13 protein-coding genes are annotated in these 14,444 nt (G+C 62.4%); 6 read left to right on the forward strand and 7 right to left on the reverse strand.

The genetic code is table 11. The features are described 5' to 3' along the window. The first annotated feature begins 136 nt into the window (after positions 1-136). From prfA to DD235_RS12675, 4 genes are all read left to right on the forward strand, one after another. Positions 137-1,216 (forward strand): peptide chain release factor 1, encoded by a 1,080-nt coding sequence (prfA, locus tag DD235_RS12660; RefSeq protein WP_109062461.1) that lies wholly within the window; start codon positions 137-139, stop codon positions 1,214-1,216. A gap of 5 nt (positions 1,217-1,221) precedes the next feature. Beyond that, on the forward strand, positions 1,222-2,082 hold the full coding sequence (gene prmC / locus DD235_RS12665; protein ID WP_239990137.1) for a peptide chain release factor N(5)-glutamine methyltransferase: 861 nt from the start codon (positions 1,222-1,224) through the stop codon (positions 2,080-2,082). A gap of 143 nt (positions 2,083-2,225) precedes the next feature. Then, the gene (grxD, locus tag DD235_RS12670; protein WP_109062462.1) at positions 2,226-2,552 is read left to right on the forward strand and encodes a Grx4 family monothiol glutaredoxin; all 327 of its coding nucleotides are present in this window, start codon (positions 2,226-2,228) and stop codon (positions 2,550-2,552) included. Then, the gene (locus DD235_RS12675) at positions 2,552-3,121 is read left to right on the forward strand and encodes a UbiX family flavin prenyltransferase (protein ID WP_109062463.1); all 570 of its coding nucleotides are present in this window, start codon (positions 2,552-2,554) and stop codon (positions 3,119-3,121) included. Before grxD ends, DD235_RS12675 begins: the two co-directional genes overlap by 1 nt. Positions 3,122-3,137: 16 nt before the next feature. Here the strand turns inward: DD235_RS12675 and DD235_RS12680 are convergent, their stop codons facing one another. From DD235_RS12680 to DD235_RS12690, 3 genes are all read right to left on the reverse strand, one after another. After that, positions 3,138-4,358, reverse strand: coding sequence for a class I SAM-dependent methyltransferase (locus DD235_RS12680; RefSeq protein WP_109062543.1), 1,221 nt, complete (start codon positions 4,356-4,358; stop codon positions 3,138-3,140). A 151-nt stretch (positions 4,359-4,509) separates the two neighbouring features. Continuing rightward, positions 4,510-6,063: a DEAD/DEAH box helicase gene (locus tag DD235_RS12685; RefSeq protein ID WP_109062464.1), complete on the reverse strand. Its 1,554-nt coding sequence runs from the start codon at positions 6,061-6,063 to the stop codon at positions 4,510-4,512. A gap of 358 nt (positions 6,064-6,421) precedes the next feature. After that, positions 6,422-7,549 carry a 5-methyltetrahydropteroyltriglutamate--homocysteine S-methyltransferase gene (locus DD235_RS12690; RefSeq protein ID WP_109062465.1) on the reverse strand — a complete coding sequence of 376 codons (1,128 nt, stop codon included), beginning with the start codon at positions 7,547-7,549 and terminating at the stop codon, positions 6,422-6,424. A gap of 250 nt (positions 7,550-7,799) precedes the next feature. On the opposite strand from DD235_RS12690, the gene DD235_RS12695 reads away from it, so the two are divergent. Together DD235_RS12695 and DD235_RS12700 are read left to right on the forward strand one after the other, a co-directional pair. Next, on the forward strand, positions 7,800-9,056 hold the full coding sequence (locus DD235_RS12695; protein WP_239990138.1) for an MFS transporter: 1,257 nt from the start codon (positions 7,800-7,802) through the stop codon (positions 9,054-9,056). A 367-nt stretch (positions 9,057-9,423) separates the two neighbouring features. Next, entirely contained in the window at positions 9,424-9,645 is a 222-nt protein-coding gene (locus DD235_RS12700; RefSeq protein ID WP_204524242.1) for a hypothetical protein, read from the forward strand. A 69-nt stretch (positions 9,646-9,714) separates the two neighbouring features. Here the strand turns inward: DD235_RS12700 and DD235_RS12705 are convergent, their stop codons facing one another. From DD235_RS12705 to DD235_RS12720, 4 genes are all read right to left on the reverse strand, one after another. Next, a complete protein-coding gene (locus DD235_RS12705; RefSeq protein ID WP_164497346.1) occupies positions 9,715-9,990 on the reverse strand; it encodes a YkgJ family cysteine cluster protein in 276 nt (91 codons plus the stop codon). A 101-nt stretch (positions 9,991-10,091) separates the two neighbouring features. Then, positions 10,092-11,807: a 2-isopropylmalate synthase gene (leuA, locus tag DD235_RS12710; RefSeq protein ID WP_109062468.1), complete on the reverse strand. Its 1,716-nt coding sequence runs from the start codon at positions 11,805-11,807 to the stop codon at positions 10,092-10,094. Between the two features lie 393 nt (positions 11,808-12,200). Beyond that, the gene (locus tag DD235_RS12715; RefSeq protein WP_109062469.1) at positions 12,201-12,956 is read right to left on the reverse strand and encodes a DUF2968 domain-containing protein; all 756 of its coding nucleotides are present in this window, start codon (positions 12,954-12,956) and stop codon (positions 12,201-12,203) included. Positions 12,957-13,013: 57 nt separating this feature from the next. Further along, positions 13,014-14,432: a sigma 54-interacting transcriptional regulator gene (locus tag DD235_RS12720; RefSeq protein WP_109062470.1), complete on the reverse strand. Its 1,419-nt coding sequence runs from the start codon at positions 14,430-14,432 to the stop codon at positions 13,014-13,016. Positions 14,433-14,444 lie beyond the last annotated feature (12 nt).

The raw sequence follows: 14,444 nt of genomic DNA on the forward strand, positions 1-14,444 counted from the left end.
CCGCAGTACAGTATGCGCTGCGCGCATGACTGTGTGCCGGCCGTGGACGGGACGCGACGGCGCTTGCACAGTTCTCCGCCTTTATCATTTTGCCTGGTCGCCGGCTCCCGTCGCCGCCGCGACGGAGACCCTGAAGATGAAAGCATCCATGCGCAACCGGCTGGAGCAACTGTCGAATCGCCTGCTGGAGATCGACGCGTTGCTCGCCGAGCCCGATGCGGCCGACGATATGAACCGCTTTCGCAAAATATCGCGTGAACGGGCCGAACTTGAGCCGGTGGTGATGGGCTATCAGGCCTTTGCCTGCGCAGAGGCCGATATTGCGGCTGCCCAGGAGATGCTGGATGATCCTGAGTTGAAGGACATGGCGCAGGAAGAGTTGCTGGCCGGACGCGAACGTCTGGAACGGCTCGACAGTGAGCTGCAGATCCTGTTGCTGCCGCGCGATCCCGATGACGGACGTGGCGTGTTTCTGGAAATCCGGGCCGGCACGGGCGGTGATGAGAGTGCCCTGTTTTCCGGTGACCTGCTGCGCATGTACACACGTTATGCCGAGCAGCAGGGCTGGCGCGTTGAACTGATGTCGGAAAGTCCTTCCGAACTGGGTGGTTACCGGGAAGTGATTGTGCGCCTCGATGGCGAAGGCGTTTATGGCCAGCTCAAATTCGAGTCGGGTGCGCACCGGGTACAGCGCGTGCCGGCGACCGAATCTCAGGGGCGCATCCATACGTCGGCCTGCACCGTAGCCGTGATGCCGGAGGCCGACGAGACCAGCGACATCGTGATCAATACCAATGACCTGCGGATTGATACTTTCCGTGCCAGCGGCGCGGGAGGGCAGCACGTCAACAAGACGGATTCGGCCGTCCGTATCACTCACTTGCCGACGGGGCTGGTGGTGGAGTGCCAGGATGATCGCTCGCAGCACCGCAATCGCGACAAAGCCATGCAGGTGCTGGCTGCGCGGCTCAAGGACAAGGAGCAGCGCGAACGCCAGAGCAAGGAGGCTGCGCAGCGCAAGAGTCTGGTGGGGTCGGGAGATCGCTCTGAGCGTATCCGAACCTACAATTTTCCGCAGGGGCGACTGACCGATCATCGGATCAACCTGACGCTCTACAAGTTGCAGCAGATCATGGATGGTGACATGAGTGAGCTGGTGCGCGCCCTGATCGCCGAGCACCAGGCCGAGCAACTGGCCGCATTGAGCCTGGAGTGAGCGCCATGGGTGTTGATGCGACAGCCATGCCGGAGCGTGGCGCAGTGACTGTGTCAACTGTGCGATCGCTGACTGCCGCCTGTCGCCTGCCTCGACTGGAAACGCGCATGTTGCTGGAGCAGGCCTTGCGTCGGCCGCGCGCCTGGTTGCTGGCCCATGATGATGAGCCGTTGCCGGAGGCTGCCGTGCAACTGTTCCTGGAGTGGGTGCGGCGGCGCGAGGCGGGTGAACCCATGGCCTATCTGCTGGGCGAGCGTGAGTTCATGGGATGGATGTTCGAGGTTACCCCGGACGTGCTGATTCCCCGGCCGGATACCGAGACGCTGGTTGCCACTGCGCAGGACATTATCCGTGATCGTCCCGCAGTTCGGGTGCTTGATCTGGGAACGGGCAGTGGTGCGATTGCCATATCGCTGGCGTTGATGTGCCCGGATGCGGTCGTTTATGCCAGCGATGCCAGCCGTGCTGCATTGGCGGTGGCCCGGCGCAATGGTGAGCGGCTGAATGCGGCTGTACAGTGGCACCAGGGTGACTGGTATGCGGCGCTGGCTGATGTGGAACCGGGTTTTGACCTGATCGTCTCCAATCCTCCCTATATTGCGAGCGAGGATCCGCACCTGGCGCAGGGCGATCTGCGCTTTGAACCGACCACGGCTTTGACGGATGGGGCTGATGGCCTGCAGGCTTTGAGAGCGATCGTGCAGGGCGCGGGCGCATGGCTGAAGCCTGGGGGCTGGCTCTGGCTGGAGCATGGCTGGGACCAGGCGCAGGCTGTCAGGGCATTGTTGCTGACGTATGGTTTTGCCGAAGTGGGCAGTCGGTGCGACCTGGCGGGTATCGAGCGGATTTCGGGTGGACGGCGATGATGCGTGCGGCTGTGGGCGTCTGAGCAGCAGGTCGATTGCTGCCAATACGCAAGCGGCGTAGGGGATTGCCCCCATGGCAGTCCGGACGGGTTTACACTGGTCCGTTGGTTTTCAACAGACATTGGATACATGAGGTGCAAGCAATGAGCGAAATTCAGGATTTCATCCGCAAGACCGTGACCGATCATCCCGTCGTGCTGTTCATGAAGGGGACGGCGCAGTTTCCCCAGTGCGGCTTTTCCGGTCGTGCCATCCAGATTCTGAAGGCCTGTGGCGTCAAGCAACTGATCACGGTCAATGTGCTGGAAGATGAAGAGGTCCGCAACGGTATCAAGACATTCTCGAACTGGCCGACGATTCCGCAACTCTACGTCAAGGGTGAGTTCATCGGCGGTGCCGACATCATGGGCGAAATGAGCGAGAGCGGCGAACTCAAGACGTTGCTCGACGAGGCGGGAGCCACCGCCTGATGGCTGCGCGCAGGCTGGTCATCGGGATCAGCGGTGCCACGGGGGCCATCCATGCGGTGCGCATGTTGCAGGTGCTGCGCGCCCAGACCGATGTCGAAACCCATCTGGTGGTGTCGGCATCGGGGGTGCTCAATATCCGGCATGAGCTGGACATGTCGCGCCAGGAGATTCATGCGCTGGCCGATCATGTCTACAGTGTGCGCGACGTGGGGGCAGCATTGGCCAGCGGCGGCTTCCATACCGATGGCATGATCGTGGCTCCGTGCTCGATGAGAACCCTGGCTGCCATTGCTCATGGCCTGTCCGACAATCTCCTGACGCGGGCTGCAGATGTCACGCTCAAGGAGCGGCGTCGTTTGGTGCTGATGGTGCGCGAGACGCCTTTCAACCTGGCGCACCTGCGCAATATGACGGCTGTCACGGAAATGGGTGGCATCGTATTTCCGCCCCTGCCGGCTTTCTATTACCGGCCTGCGTCCATTGAGGAGATGGTGGACCATACGGTTGCCAAGGCGCTGGATCTGGTAGGCATCAAGGTGGCCGGCCCGGAATGGACAGGCACCCTTTAAGGGGTGGGCCGCGCAATCAGAGTGTGTGGCGTCGGTCGCCTCGCGCGAAGCCCTGCAGCGATGCGGGCAGTCCCCGGCTCAGTGCCAATACCTTGAACAGTTCCCCCATCTCGGCTTCGCCCAGCAGTTTCTGGACCGGGCCGACAGCCTGCGCGTACAGTGCCGTTTCGCGCGGATCGAGTTCGGACAGCAGTTCGGGCAAGCCTGCATTCATCAGGAATCGTCCTTGCGAGGTGTAGCCTGACACATCCAGCCCGGCACGCAGTGCTGCATCGGCCATGGCGGTGAAGTCGACGTGCGCTGTGATGTCCTGTAGCCCCGGCAGCAGCAGGGGATCAGGGTGGGCGTGGTGGCGATAGTGGCACATCAGGGTGCCAGTGGCTCGCTGTGGGTGGTAATACTCGTGCTGGGGGAAGCCGTAATCGATCAATAGCGCCGCACCACGCTGCAGCCAGCGGCCCATCTGGCCGATCCAGGCTTCGGCTTGCAGGTTGATTTCGGTACGGTAGCCGGGATAGGGCAGCAGCCGCTGCTCGATGCGTGTTGCCAGTGTGGCTTGCGCAGGCCTTGCCTGCCAGATGAAGCGGTCGTCGTCATCCAGCGCGATGCCGTATTCCACAGGTTGTGCGGGTGTCGACAGATCCTCGCTGTCGGCGATCCAGCCGACGATCTTGACTGGCATGGCATCAAGGACTTCATTGGCCAGCACGCAACCGCTGAAGGCGTCGGGCAGTGCATCCAGCCACTCGACCTGATCCTGCCAGGGGGCCAGGCGCGCCTGCTGGCGCTGGCGCAGATCGGCCGAGACTTCCAGAATGGAGTAGCGTACCGGCATGCCCATATGATGCAGCTCGGTCAGGACGTCTTCAGCCAGACGGCCGGTGCCGGCACCGAACTCCAGCACATGCAGGCTGTCGCAGGCTGTCAGGACCCGGGCGGCCTCGCGCGCCAGCGTCCGGCCGAAGAATGGGCTCAGTTCGGGCGCGGTGATGAAATCGCCGGCGGTGACCTGAGGGCCGGAAGATGCAGGAGAAAGCTTGGCGCTACCGGCTGCGTAGTAGCCGAGCCCGGGTGCATACAGTGCCTGTTCCATCCATTGGTCGAAAGGCAGCCAGTCATCGTTCTGTCGGATCAGGGTGCGCAGGTGAGCCGACAGGCGTTCGCTGTGGGCCAGGGCATCGGGATCGGCAGGGGGCAAGGGCGGGCGTGAGGCGGAGGGCGGCGAAGAACGGTGCATGGGGTGTGTCGCGGTAGTCTGGCCGGGCGCTGTTGCGCCCGTGATGTCGATGGCCATTGTAGACCGAGACAAAAAAATGCCGGCCCCTGAAATGGGGCCGGCATGGCATCCGGCTGTAACGGCAGGGTCTGCCCTGCCTCAGGTCGTATGCTTAGTGGGCAGGACGCGGGTTGCGGCTGCCTTCGCGACGGGGGGCCGGCTTGCCGGCGCGGCGGTCCGGCGCATGGCCTTCGGCACGGCGGGGTGCGCCGGGCTTGCCGGGGCGCGAAAAACCGCCGGGACGGTCGCCCTGGCGTGCGGCGGGCTTGTCGCCGTAGCGGTTGTCCCGGTCAAAGGCCGGCTTGCTGTGGCGGGGGGCGCTGTCGCCGCCCAGTTCTGCTGCATCCGGGAAACGCGGGCCACCACGCGGCGTGTCGCCAAAGGGGCGGCTGGCCGGTGCGCGGTCGCTGAAGCTGCGCTCGCCATAGGGTTTGCCGGGACGGCTGCGGGCACCCTCGGGGCGGCCCTGGCCAGGACGGCCACCGGGACGCGGCTTGCCGCTGCGCGGGCCGGATGGGCGTGCCGCGGCGCGCGGCTCCAGGCCTTCAATGGTCTGGGGGGGAATCGGCCGGCCGATGTATTGCTCGATGCGGCGCACTTTGTGACGCTCTGCATGGACAGCCAGCGTGAAGGCCAGGCCATCACGACCGGCGCGACCGGTACGACCGATGCGGTGCACGTAGTCTTCGGCCTGCATGGGCAGATCATAGTTGATGGCGTGGCTGATGCCCTGCACGTCGATGCCGCGAGCGGCCACGTCGGTGGCCACCAGAATGCGCAACTGGCCGCGTTGCAGCTGGGTCAGTGTGCGGGTGCGCTGGCGTTGGCTCATGTCGCCATGCAGCGCTGCTGCAGCAAAGCCCTGTTCGGCCAGCTTGTCGGCCAGATCGTCGGCACCACGCTTGGTGGCGGTGAAGACGATGGCCTGGCTCATGTCGACATCGCGCAGCAGGTGGTCCAGCAGGCGCATCTTGTGGCTGTGGTCATCGGCGAACAACACGCTCTGGGTGATGTTGGTGTGTTGCTGGCGCTGGTTGGAGATATCGATGCGTTGCGGATCGCGCATCATCTTCTGCGCCAGGCGCGCCACCGTGCCGTCCAGCGTAGCCGAGAACAACAGTGTCTGGCGTGCGGCAGGCGTGCGCTCGACGATGTTTTCGATGTCTTCGATGAAGCCCATGTCGAGCATGCGGTCGGCTTCGTCCAGCACCAGGGTGTGTACCGACGACAGGTCGACGCGGCGCGATTGCAGGTGATCGATCAGGCGGCCGGGTGTGGCAACCAGTACGTCCACGCGCTTGGACAGGGCGCGCAGTTGCGCGCCGTAGGGCATACCGCCGACGGCGGTCGTGCAGCGCAGGCCGGGCAGGTTCTTGCCGTAGTTCTGGGTGGCGGCGTGGACCTGCAGCGCCAGTTCGCGGGTGGGGGTCAGCACCAGCACTTGCACGCCCTTGCCGCCATTGGCGGGCTTTTGGGAGATGCGTTGCAGTGCGGGCAGCATGAAGGCGGCGGTCTTGCCGCTGCCGGTCTGCGACGAGACCATCAGGTCATGGCCTTCGAGTGCAGGCGGGATCGAGGCCTGCTGCACGGAGGTGGGGGCAGTGAAACCGGCTTCACGCAATGCGGAAAGCAATACAGGGGCCAGCCCCAGGTCTTCAAAAGACATGGTGTTCCTTTTATCACACGGGTTATCGATCATCGTGCCGACCGGATCAACCGTGTGCGCCCGCACAGTGCAGCAGGCGTCAGGAAAAAGGTCAGGGAGCGATGGGGGCAGCAGGGTGCTGCGCATTTACCGAAAGAGCGATGCTGCGATTTACCTGTCTGGCAATCAGTGCGGCATCTGTCTCTATTCTGTTGAACAATGTGATGTTTGTTCAGGCAATCGGGGATTCTACCATGTTGCTATCAAAATTGTCGATTCATGGTGGTTTTCTACTGACGACTCCCTGATTGTCGTGTGTACGCATCACTGCCCGTGCTTTGCAAGGGCAGTGATGTCGAACACTGATCTGACTGAAGGGTCAGGCGTCGCCCCAGACCTCGCGGGCCACCTTGACGACCAGTTCGAGTTTCCTGCGCTGGTCTGCGACGGCGATATCGTTGCCGTGCACGGTGCTGCTGAAGCCGCATTGCGGTGACAGTGCCAGTTGCTCCAGCGGTGCATATTGCGCCGCTTCGTCGATGCGGCGCTTGATGGCGTCGGCCGATTCCAGTGTGCCGAATTTGGATGTGATCAGGCCCAGGACCGCAACCTTGCCCTTGGGCAGGAAACGCAGCGGACGGAAATCACCCGAGCGGTCATCGTCGTATTCGAGGAAATAGGCATCCAGATCCATTTCGGCCAGCAGGGCTTCGGCAACGGGTTCGTAGTTGCCGGACGCTGCGTGCGTGCTGCGGAAGTTGCCGCGGCACAGATGCATGCCCAGGGTCATGCCGGCCGGCTTGAGTGCCACGACCTTGTTGATGAAGCGGGCGTAGCGGTGTGGTAGTTCATTGGGATCGTCGCCGCGCTGGCGGGCTGCCTCGCGCATTTTTTCATCGCACAGGTAAGCCAGATTGGTGTCGTCGAGCTGGACGTAGGTGCAGCCGGCTGCCGCCAGACTGGCCAGTTCTGCAGCATAGGCCTGAGCGACATCGTCGTAGAAGGCCGGATCGAGTTCGGGATAGTGTGTGGCACTGATGCCGGCGCGACCGCCCCGAAAGTGCAGCATGGTGGGCGACGGGATTGTGACCTTGGCAACGCTGCCCTGGCCGGGTTTGATGACGCTTTGCAGGAAATCGAAGTCGGCGCGCTGGATGTCGCGCACATGGCGAACCTTGTCGACCACGCGCATCACTGGCGGGGCCAGCTCCTGGCTGCCGTCGGGGCGGATGATGGTGACGGGCTCGGCACTCTCGACGCCGCCCAGCTGGCGCAGGAAATCAACGTGAAAATAGGTGCGGCGAAACTCGCCGTCGGTGATGCTCTTGAGACCCAGATCTTCCTGAAATGCGACGATTTCGGCGATGGCCCGGTCTTCGACACTGCGCAGCGCGGTCGCATCGATCTCATGGCGTGCAAAGCGCTCACGGGCTTCGAGCAGGTAGGCGGGGCGCAGGAAACTGCCGACGTGTTCGGCGCGGAAGGGGGGATTGTGCGGGGTGGTCAAGCGAGACTCCGGAGATTGCTGCGGTCCATTCCGATGGATAGGACAGGTCTGCAGAAAAGTTGTGATCAGCTCATTATAATGCCGCGTCAATCAGCATGAATATAGACAGTTTTGATGTATGTCTATGATTGAAAATGATATTTCCTTGAGTATATTTCATATTTAATATGAATTCTCCTCATGGTTTGTGGGTTTTTCTTTTCACTCTTCCTGGGTTATGGATATCAGACAGACAGTGCAGCAAGGTGCCATGAGCCCGTTCCAGGTCATGGCGGTCTCGATTTGCGTCATGATCAGCATGATCGATGGTTTCGATGTGCTTTCGGTCGCCTTTGTCGGGCCGACGATTTCGCATGAATGGGGGCTGGCACCGGCGCAGCTGGGGGTGCTTTTCAGTTCTGGCCTGGCCGGGATGGTGGTCGGCTCCCTGGTCATTTCACCGCTTGCCGATGTGTTCGGACGTCGCCGAATCATCCTGGTGTGCCTGGCGATCCTGGCCAGCGGCATGCTGGCCTCGGCCTGGGCGCGAGGACTGGAGGAGCTGGCCTGGCTGCGGGTCTACACCGGGCTGGGTATGGGGGGCATCCTGGCGGCAATCAATACGGTGGTGGCCGAGTTCTCGTCGCTGTGGCGGCGCAGCCTGGCGATCAGTTGCATGGCAGTCGGCTATCCGATTGGTGCGGTCTTGGGCGGGCTGATGTCCGTCTATCTGATCGAGCATATCGGCTGGCGCAGCGTGTTCGTGTCAGGAGGTGCGGCATCGTTGCTGATGTTGCCGCTGGTCTGGCGTTGCATGCCGGAGTCGCTGGATTTCCTGCTGACCCGCCGACCGCGCAATGCACTGGTGCGGCTCAATGACGTGCTGGAGCGGATGGGCCTGCCGGCGCAGGATGTGCTGCCGCCCGCACCTGCGCGACAACGTCCTGCGCGATTGTGGGATGTGTTCGGTCCGAGCCTGTGGCGTCCGACATTGCTGATCTGTGGCAGCTATTTCGCCTTGATGGTGTCGTTCTATTTTCTGCTCAACTGGACGCCCAAGATCCTGGTCAGCCTGGGTCTGCCGGTAGGCGCAGGCATCTCGGGTGCCGTCATCATGAATCTGGGTGGGGTGGCTGGTGGCCTGTGGCTGGGCTGGCAGGCCAATCGCCGGGGGCTGGGCAGGTTGACGGCCGCCAGCCTGTTGGCGGGCTTTGTCTGCGTGGCAGGATTCGGCTGGATTGCCGGACCGCTGCCGCTCTTGCTGGCGCTGGCTGCCCTGATCGGTTTCTTTACCAATGGCAGCATCGTCGGTCTGTATGCGCTGGCTCCAGTCGTGTTTCCGCCCGAAGTACGCACGACGGGCACCGGGCTGGCGCTGGGGATCGGCCGCCTGGGGGCCACGGCCGGGCCGTATCTGGCTGGCCTGATGATTGCTGCCGAGTGGACACGACCGGCTTACTATATGGCGCTGGGCGCGCCGTTGCTGCTGGCTGCGGCAGGGGCGTGGATGCTGCGCGGGCAGCGCTGATTTATTGATGGAGTGGAATTAATGCCTGTTGGTACCTTGCCCTTGCACGATGCGGTGCTGACCGGTATTCACCTCAGATGGGATCTGGCGCAATGTGAGTTGCGACTATCTCCTGTGAATATGCCATCGCATGTATTGATATTCGATTGATTCACGAAAATTGAAATTCCACGCTATGAAAGCTGGGGCGCATCGTCGTCAATCAATCGTATCCGGCAATCTCAAGAGGGTGTGTTCGAGATCGAAATTCAGTCAGGCGATACGATTCGCGTTGAGGCCTCCGGCTGGATTTTTCGCCAGCGTGATGTGTCAAGGCCAGTTGGGAATCTATTGGTGAAATCCTTGCTGGACGCCACCTGAATAGGGCGTGAATATGAATATATATGGTTATGAATCGGCAGAGAGCGAGTTGATTGGTTTGCAAGAGATCACGCTTCAAGTGTCGATTGATGAGTTGAATGAGTTGATTGAATTCATGAAAAATACCCTCCTTTTAATGAGGGAGCATGAAAACTTTGGGAGTGAACACTTCAAGGACTTTGCTGTTAACAAATCGCTGGGCATGCCAGATATTATTATTTCTAAATAATGACATCCATGCGTATGCGTTGAAATGGTGCCGCCGAAGGCGGCGTGAAGACTGCGCGGGCAGCGCTGATCAGGCAGGCGCGGTGGCCCGCTCCAGATCGCCGAGCCATCGGATGGCGTGTTCGCGATGTGGCCCGCACATGTCGGCCGCAGGCTGGAGGCCACCGCAGAAGGCGGGCCGTTCAGGCCGGCCAAAGATCAGGCAGCGATGGCTGGCGTCGAGCTGGATGCAGCGTACGCCAGCGGGCTTGCCATCAGGCATGCCGGGGATCGGGCTGGTAATCGACGGGGCGATGCAGCACGCGCCGCAGTCATCGCGGCAGGACAGGGGCGCGGTCGCGCTCATGGGCTGACGGCCCGATGCGCTTTGCGCTTGTGGCGCAAGGCATCGGCGGGTGTCGGGGCGTGGGTTGCGCCAGATACACTGGGAACAGTCATCCGGGGTGCTCAGGCCGCCGAGGCATCTGCCGTGGCGGCGATGTCTGCGTCGGTGGTTTCCTGGCCGAGGTGACGATTGACAGCGCTCAGCACGGCGTGGAACGATGCCGTCACGATATCGCGGTTCACTCCCACGCCGAAGCCGGTCGCCGATTCACCCAGGCGCAGCTCGACATAGCTGGCGGCACGTGTGTCGGCACCGGTGCCGATGGCATGCTCATGGTAGTCCATGATGCGGATGGGCAGGTCGAGTGCCGCGACGAAGGCCGAGATGGCACCGTCGCCTTCGCCGGTAACGGTGACCGGCTGGCCATCGTGCTCGAGATCGACTTCAATGCGGAACTGGCGGCCTTCGCCCGCTTCCGGCGTGCCGGCGATGCGGTGGCGGATCAGCTTCCAGGGGGCATGCTGGCCCAGGTATTCGCTCTGGAAGACATCGTAGACATTCTCGGCCGTGACCTCACGGCCGGTTTCGTCGGACACCTTCTGGATGGCGCGGCTGAATTCGATTTGCAGGCGACGCGGCAGGACCAGGCCGTGCTCCTGTTCGAGCAGGTAGGACACGCCGCCCTTGCCCGACTGGCTGTTGACGCGGATCACGGCATCGTAGCTGCGGCCCAGGTCGGCAGGATCGATGGGCAGGTAGGGAACTTCCCAGACGCCGTCGGGATCCTGTTTGGCAAAGCCTTTCTTGATGGCATCCTGGTGCGAACCGGAGAACGCGGTGAAGACCAGATCACCGGCGTAGGGATGGCGCGGGTGTACCGGCAACTGGTTGCAGTACTCGGCGCAGCGGCGGACTTCGTCGATGTCGGAGAAGTCGAGGCCGGGATGGATGCCCTGGGTGTACAGGTTGAGCGCCAGCGTGACGAGGTCGACGTTGCCGGTGCGTTCACCGCTGCCGAACAGGCAGCCCTCGACGCGGTCGGCTCCGGCCATCATGGCGAATTCGGCGGCGGCCACGGCGGTGCCCCGATCGTTGTGGGGATGCACGCTGAGGATGACGCTGTTGCGGTTGTCGAGGTTGCGGTGCATCCACTCGATCTGATCCGCATAGAGATTGGGCGTCGTGGCCTCGATGGTGGCCGGCAGGTTGTAGACAATCTTGTTGTCGGGCGTGGCACCCCAGGTCTTGCCGACGGCGTTGCAGACCTCGAGTGCGAACTCGGGCTCGGCGGTGCTGAAGACTTCGGGCGAGTACTCATAGCGCCATTGGGTTTCGGGGTGGCGGCTGGTGTACTGCTTGACCCACTGCGTGCCCTGGACGGCAATCTGCCTGACTTCGTCCTTGCTCATGTTGAAGACGATGCGGCGGAATGCGGGGGCCACGGCGTTGTACATGTGAACCATGGCCTGCCGGGCTCCGGCGACAGACTCGACAGTGCGGGCGATCAGGTCTTCGCGGGCCTGGGTCAGGACAATAATGGTGACATCGTCTGGAATGCGCTTTTCATCGACCAACCGGCGCACGAAATCGAAGTCGGTTTGCGAGGCGGAGGGAAAGCCGACCTCGATTTCCTTGAAGCCGATCCGGATCAACTGGTCGAAGAAACGCAGCTTGCGCTCGACGCTCATCGGCTCGATCAGCGCCTGATTGCCGTCACGCAGGTCGGTGCTCATCCAGATGGGTGGATGGCTGATGCGGCGGCTGGGCCAGGTGCGTTCGGCATAGTCCTGTGCGAACGGCTGGAAGGGGATGTACTTTTTCTCCGGATGGGCGAGCATGGGAACCTCAGTCAGATGGTAAGACCGGCAATGGCAGGGCGCGCATCACGTCTGGATGGGACGGCGCACGACCACCATGGCGGAGCCTGTGTACAGGCGATAAAACGAAATCGGGGAACGAAAAGACGCGTGGCGAGACAGGGTGGCCGGACTGCCACAGGGCACTAGGCCCGGCCCCCGATCGCTAGGGATAGGGATAGCAGTTGTGCGGCGGTGGCACGCAAGCCAGCCCGTGCGGCTGCATGCGCACGGGTGTCGATGGAGAAGATCGCTGGCTTGTTCATAAGACGATAGTCAACCACAAAGCAGGCTGTCAGGCAAGGGTTTTGTCGCCGGTTGGTTGCCCCACGGCTTCCTGGGTGGCAAGTGTGGGGCTGTGCTGCTGTGGCTACATTATTTCCTGTTCGCGCGGTTGCCACTGGCCGCGGTATCGGCATTCTGCTGGGCTTCCAGCGCCTCGATCTGGCGTTGCAGGGCCCGCAGTTGCTGGCGCGCTTCCTGTTGCTGGCTATTCAGGCGATCCGCTTCCTGGCGGGCCTGGGCCTGCTGGGCGGCGATGCTGCGCTCTTGCTGGCGTTGAGTGGCCAGGTCATTCTGCAGATTGCTGAGTTCGGTGCTGCTGGCGGCCAGTTGTCGTTCGGTGTGGGCGTATTCGGCTTCGAAGCGAATGCGTTCGATGTCGGGCTGGGCCAGTTCCACGGTTTGCCGGCTGAAATTGCGGTAGGTGTTTTCGGCCTGGGCAAAATCATCGGTGCGGATCACGCGCCAGAAATTCTTTTGTTGGAACAATGCAACGTAATAGCGCAGATCGGAAGGCTGAAACAGCAGGCTGGCACCGAACTGGCCATTGTAGGTGGTACGCAATTCATGTACTTGGCCGGCCTGGATCAGGCGTTGCAGTTCGCTGGCCAGGGTATGCTCGGCGGCCGGCGTGCGGATCTCCGGCTGAACGGGGGCCGGTGCTGTCGTATCCTGCTGGACAACGACTGCGGTCGCGCTGTTGTCGGCATCCGGCGTGGCCGCGCTGTCGACCTGGCGTACCACAGGCGCATCAGCCGGGCGGCTGTCCTGTGCCTGGGCGCAACCGCCCAGGGGAATGCTGATGATGGCCAGGGCGAGCAGCGCCGGGCGGATGCCGTGGTTTTTCATGCCGAAAATCCCGAGATATCGTGGTTGGAAACACCTGAAAGCAAGATGATACATAAATCACTCTGATTCAGCAGGGCTATCGACAGTCTCCCTGTCTTCGGTCTCTTTGTCTTCGATCATGAGGCGGCGCATTCTTTCCCATAGCGATTTGCGGCTGATGCCCAATGTATCGGCCGTGGCCTGGCGTCGCCAGTCATTCTGTGCCAGCGCTTGCAGGATGCGTTCGCGCTCGATGACATCGGCTTCGCTCAGGCCCGGCATGCTGGTCGAGGGAATCTGCGACAGGCGCAATGGCGTACGCGATGGTGCGGTGGCCTGCATGGCCTGGCGTAGCGCACGTTCCAGGCGATCGTCGTCCCAGTGGCCGCACAGGCGTCGTACCAGGGCGATACGCTCTGCCAGATTGGCGAGCTGGCGCACGTTGCCAGGAAATGCCATGTTGGCAATCCGTTCGGTCAGCCAGACGGGGGGTTCGTCGGTGCTCTCCAGGATGTGGCGTACCAGGGTGCGGAACAACAGCACCTTCTCGGCCGGCCCGCGGGCATCGAGATCGGGAATGTCCAGCTCGATGACAGCCAGCCGGTAGTACAGGTCTTCCCGGAAGCGTCCGGCGGCGACCTGGGCGGGCAAATCGACGTGAGTGGCTGACACCAGCCGGAAATCGACGATGATTTCCTGTGTGGCCCCCAGCCGCGTGACGGTATTCTGCTCCAGCACGCGCAACAGTTTGACCTGCTGGTGCAGCGGCAGGTCGCCGATCTCGTCGAGAAACAGGGTGCCGCCATGCGCCTGTTCGAAGTAGCCCTTGTGCGAGCCGGCTGCACCGGTGAAGGCTCCCTTGGCATGGCCGAAGAAATGCGCCTCGAACAGCCCGTCGGGAATGGCCCCGCAGTTGACGGCGATGAATGACCCCGCTGCGCGATGCGAGGCGTCGTGCAGCAGTCGGGCGATGCGTTCCTTGCCGACACCGGTGGCACCGTGTATCAGCACGTTGTTGTCGCAGGCAGCATACATTCTGGCTTCGTCGATTACGGATTGCATGATCGGAGAGCCGGTGACCAGCGGCAAGGGGCGTGCAGGGGCCGGCCGCAGGGTGGCCTGTGCGATGCCGGCCAGACGAAACAGCAGGGCGCGCAGGTCTGCTGCATTGAACTGCAGGGGCAGGGTGTTGGAGTAGGCAGGTGGAAAAAAACGGGGGTCCTGTGCCCGGTCGTGGGCCGCGACCCAGATCACGGGAATGGCCTGGGCGCGCAGCCAGTCCTGCCCCCGGAAACGGGGGTCTGTCATGACGGACGCAGAGACAATCGCGATGGCGGTGCGCCCTGTGTCACGTGCCGGCAGCAGCTCGGGTTCGGCATCGGCGCGGATCAGGTTGATGTCGAAGTCGGCCAGGCTGCGCATGACACGCGAGCCCAGATCGGAGCTCCCTTCCCAGATGTAGAGATCGAAATCCTGGTTGAGTGGCGTGTCGTTCATGCCGGGCTTTTC

The organism is Corticimicrobacter populi, assembly GCF_003123725.1.
GTDB lineage: Bacteria > Pseudomonadota > Gammaproteobacteria > Burkholderiales > Burkholderiaceae_B > Corticimicrobacter > Corticimicrobacter populi.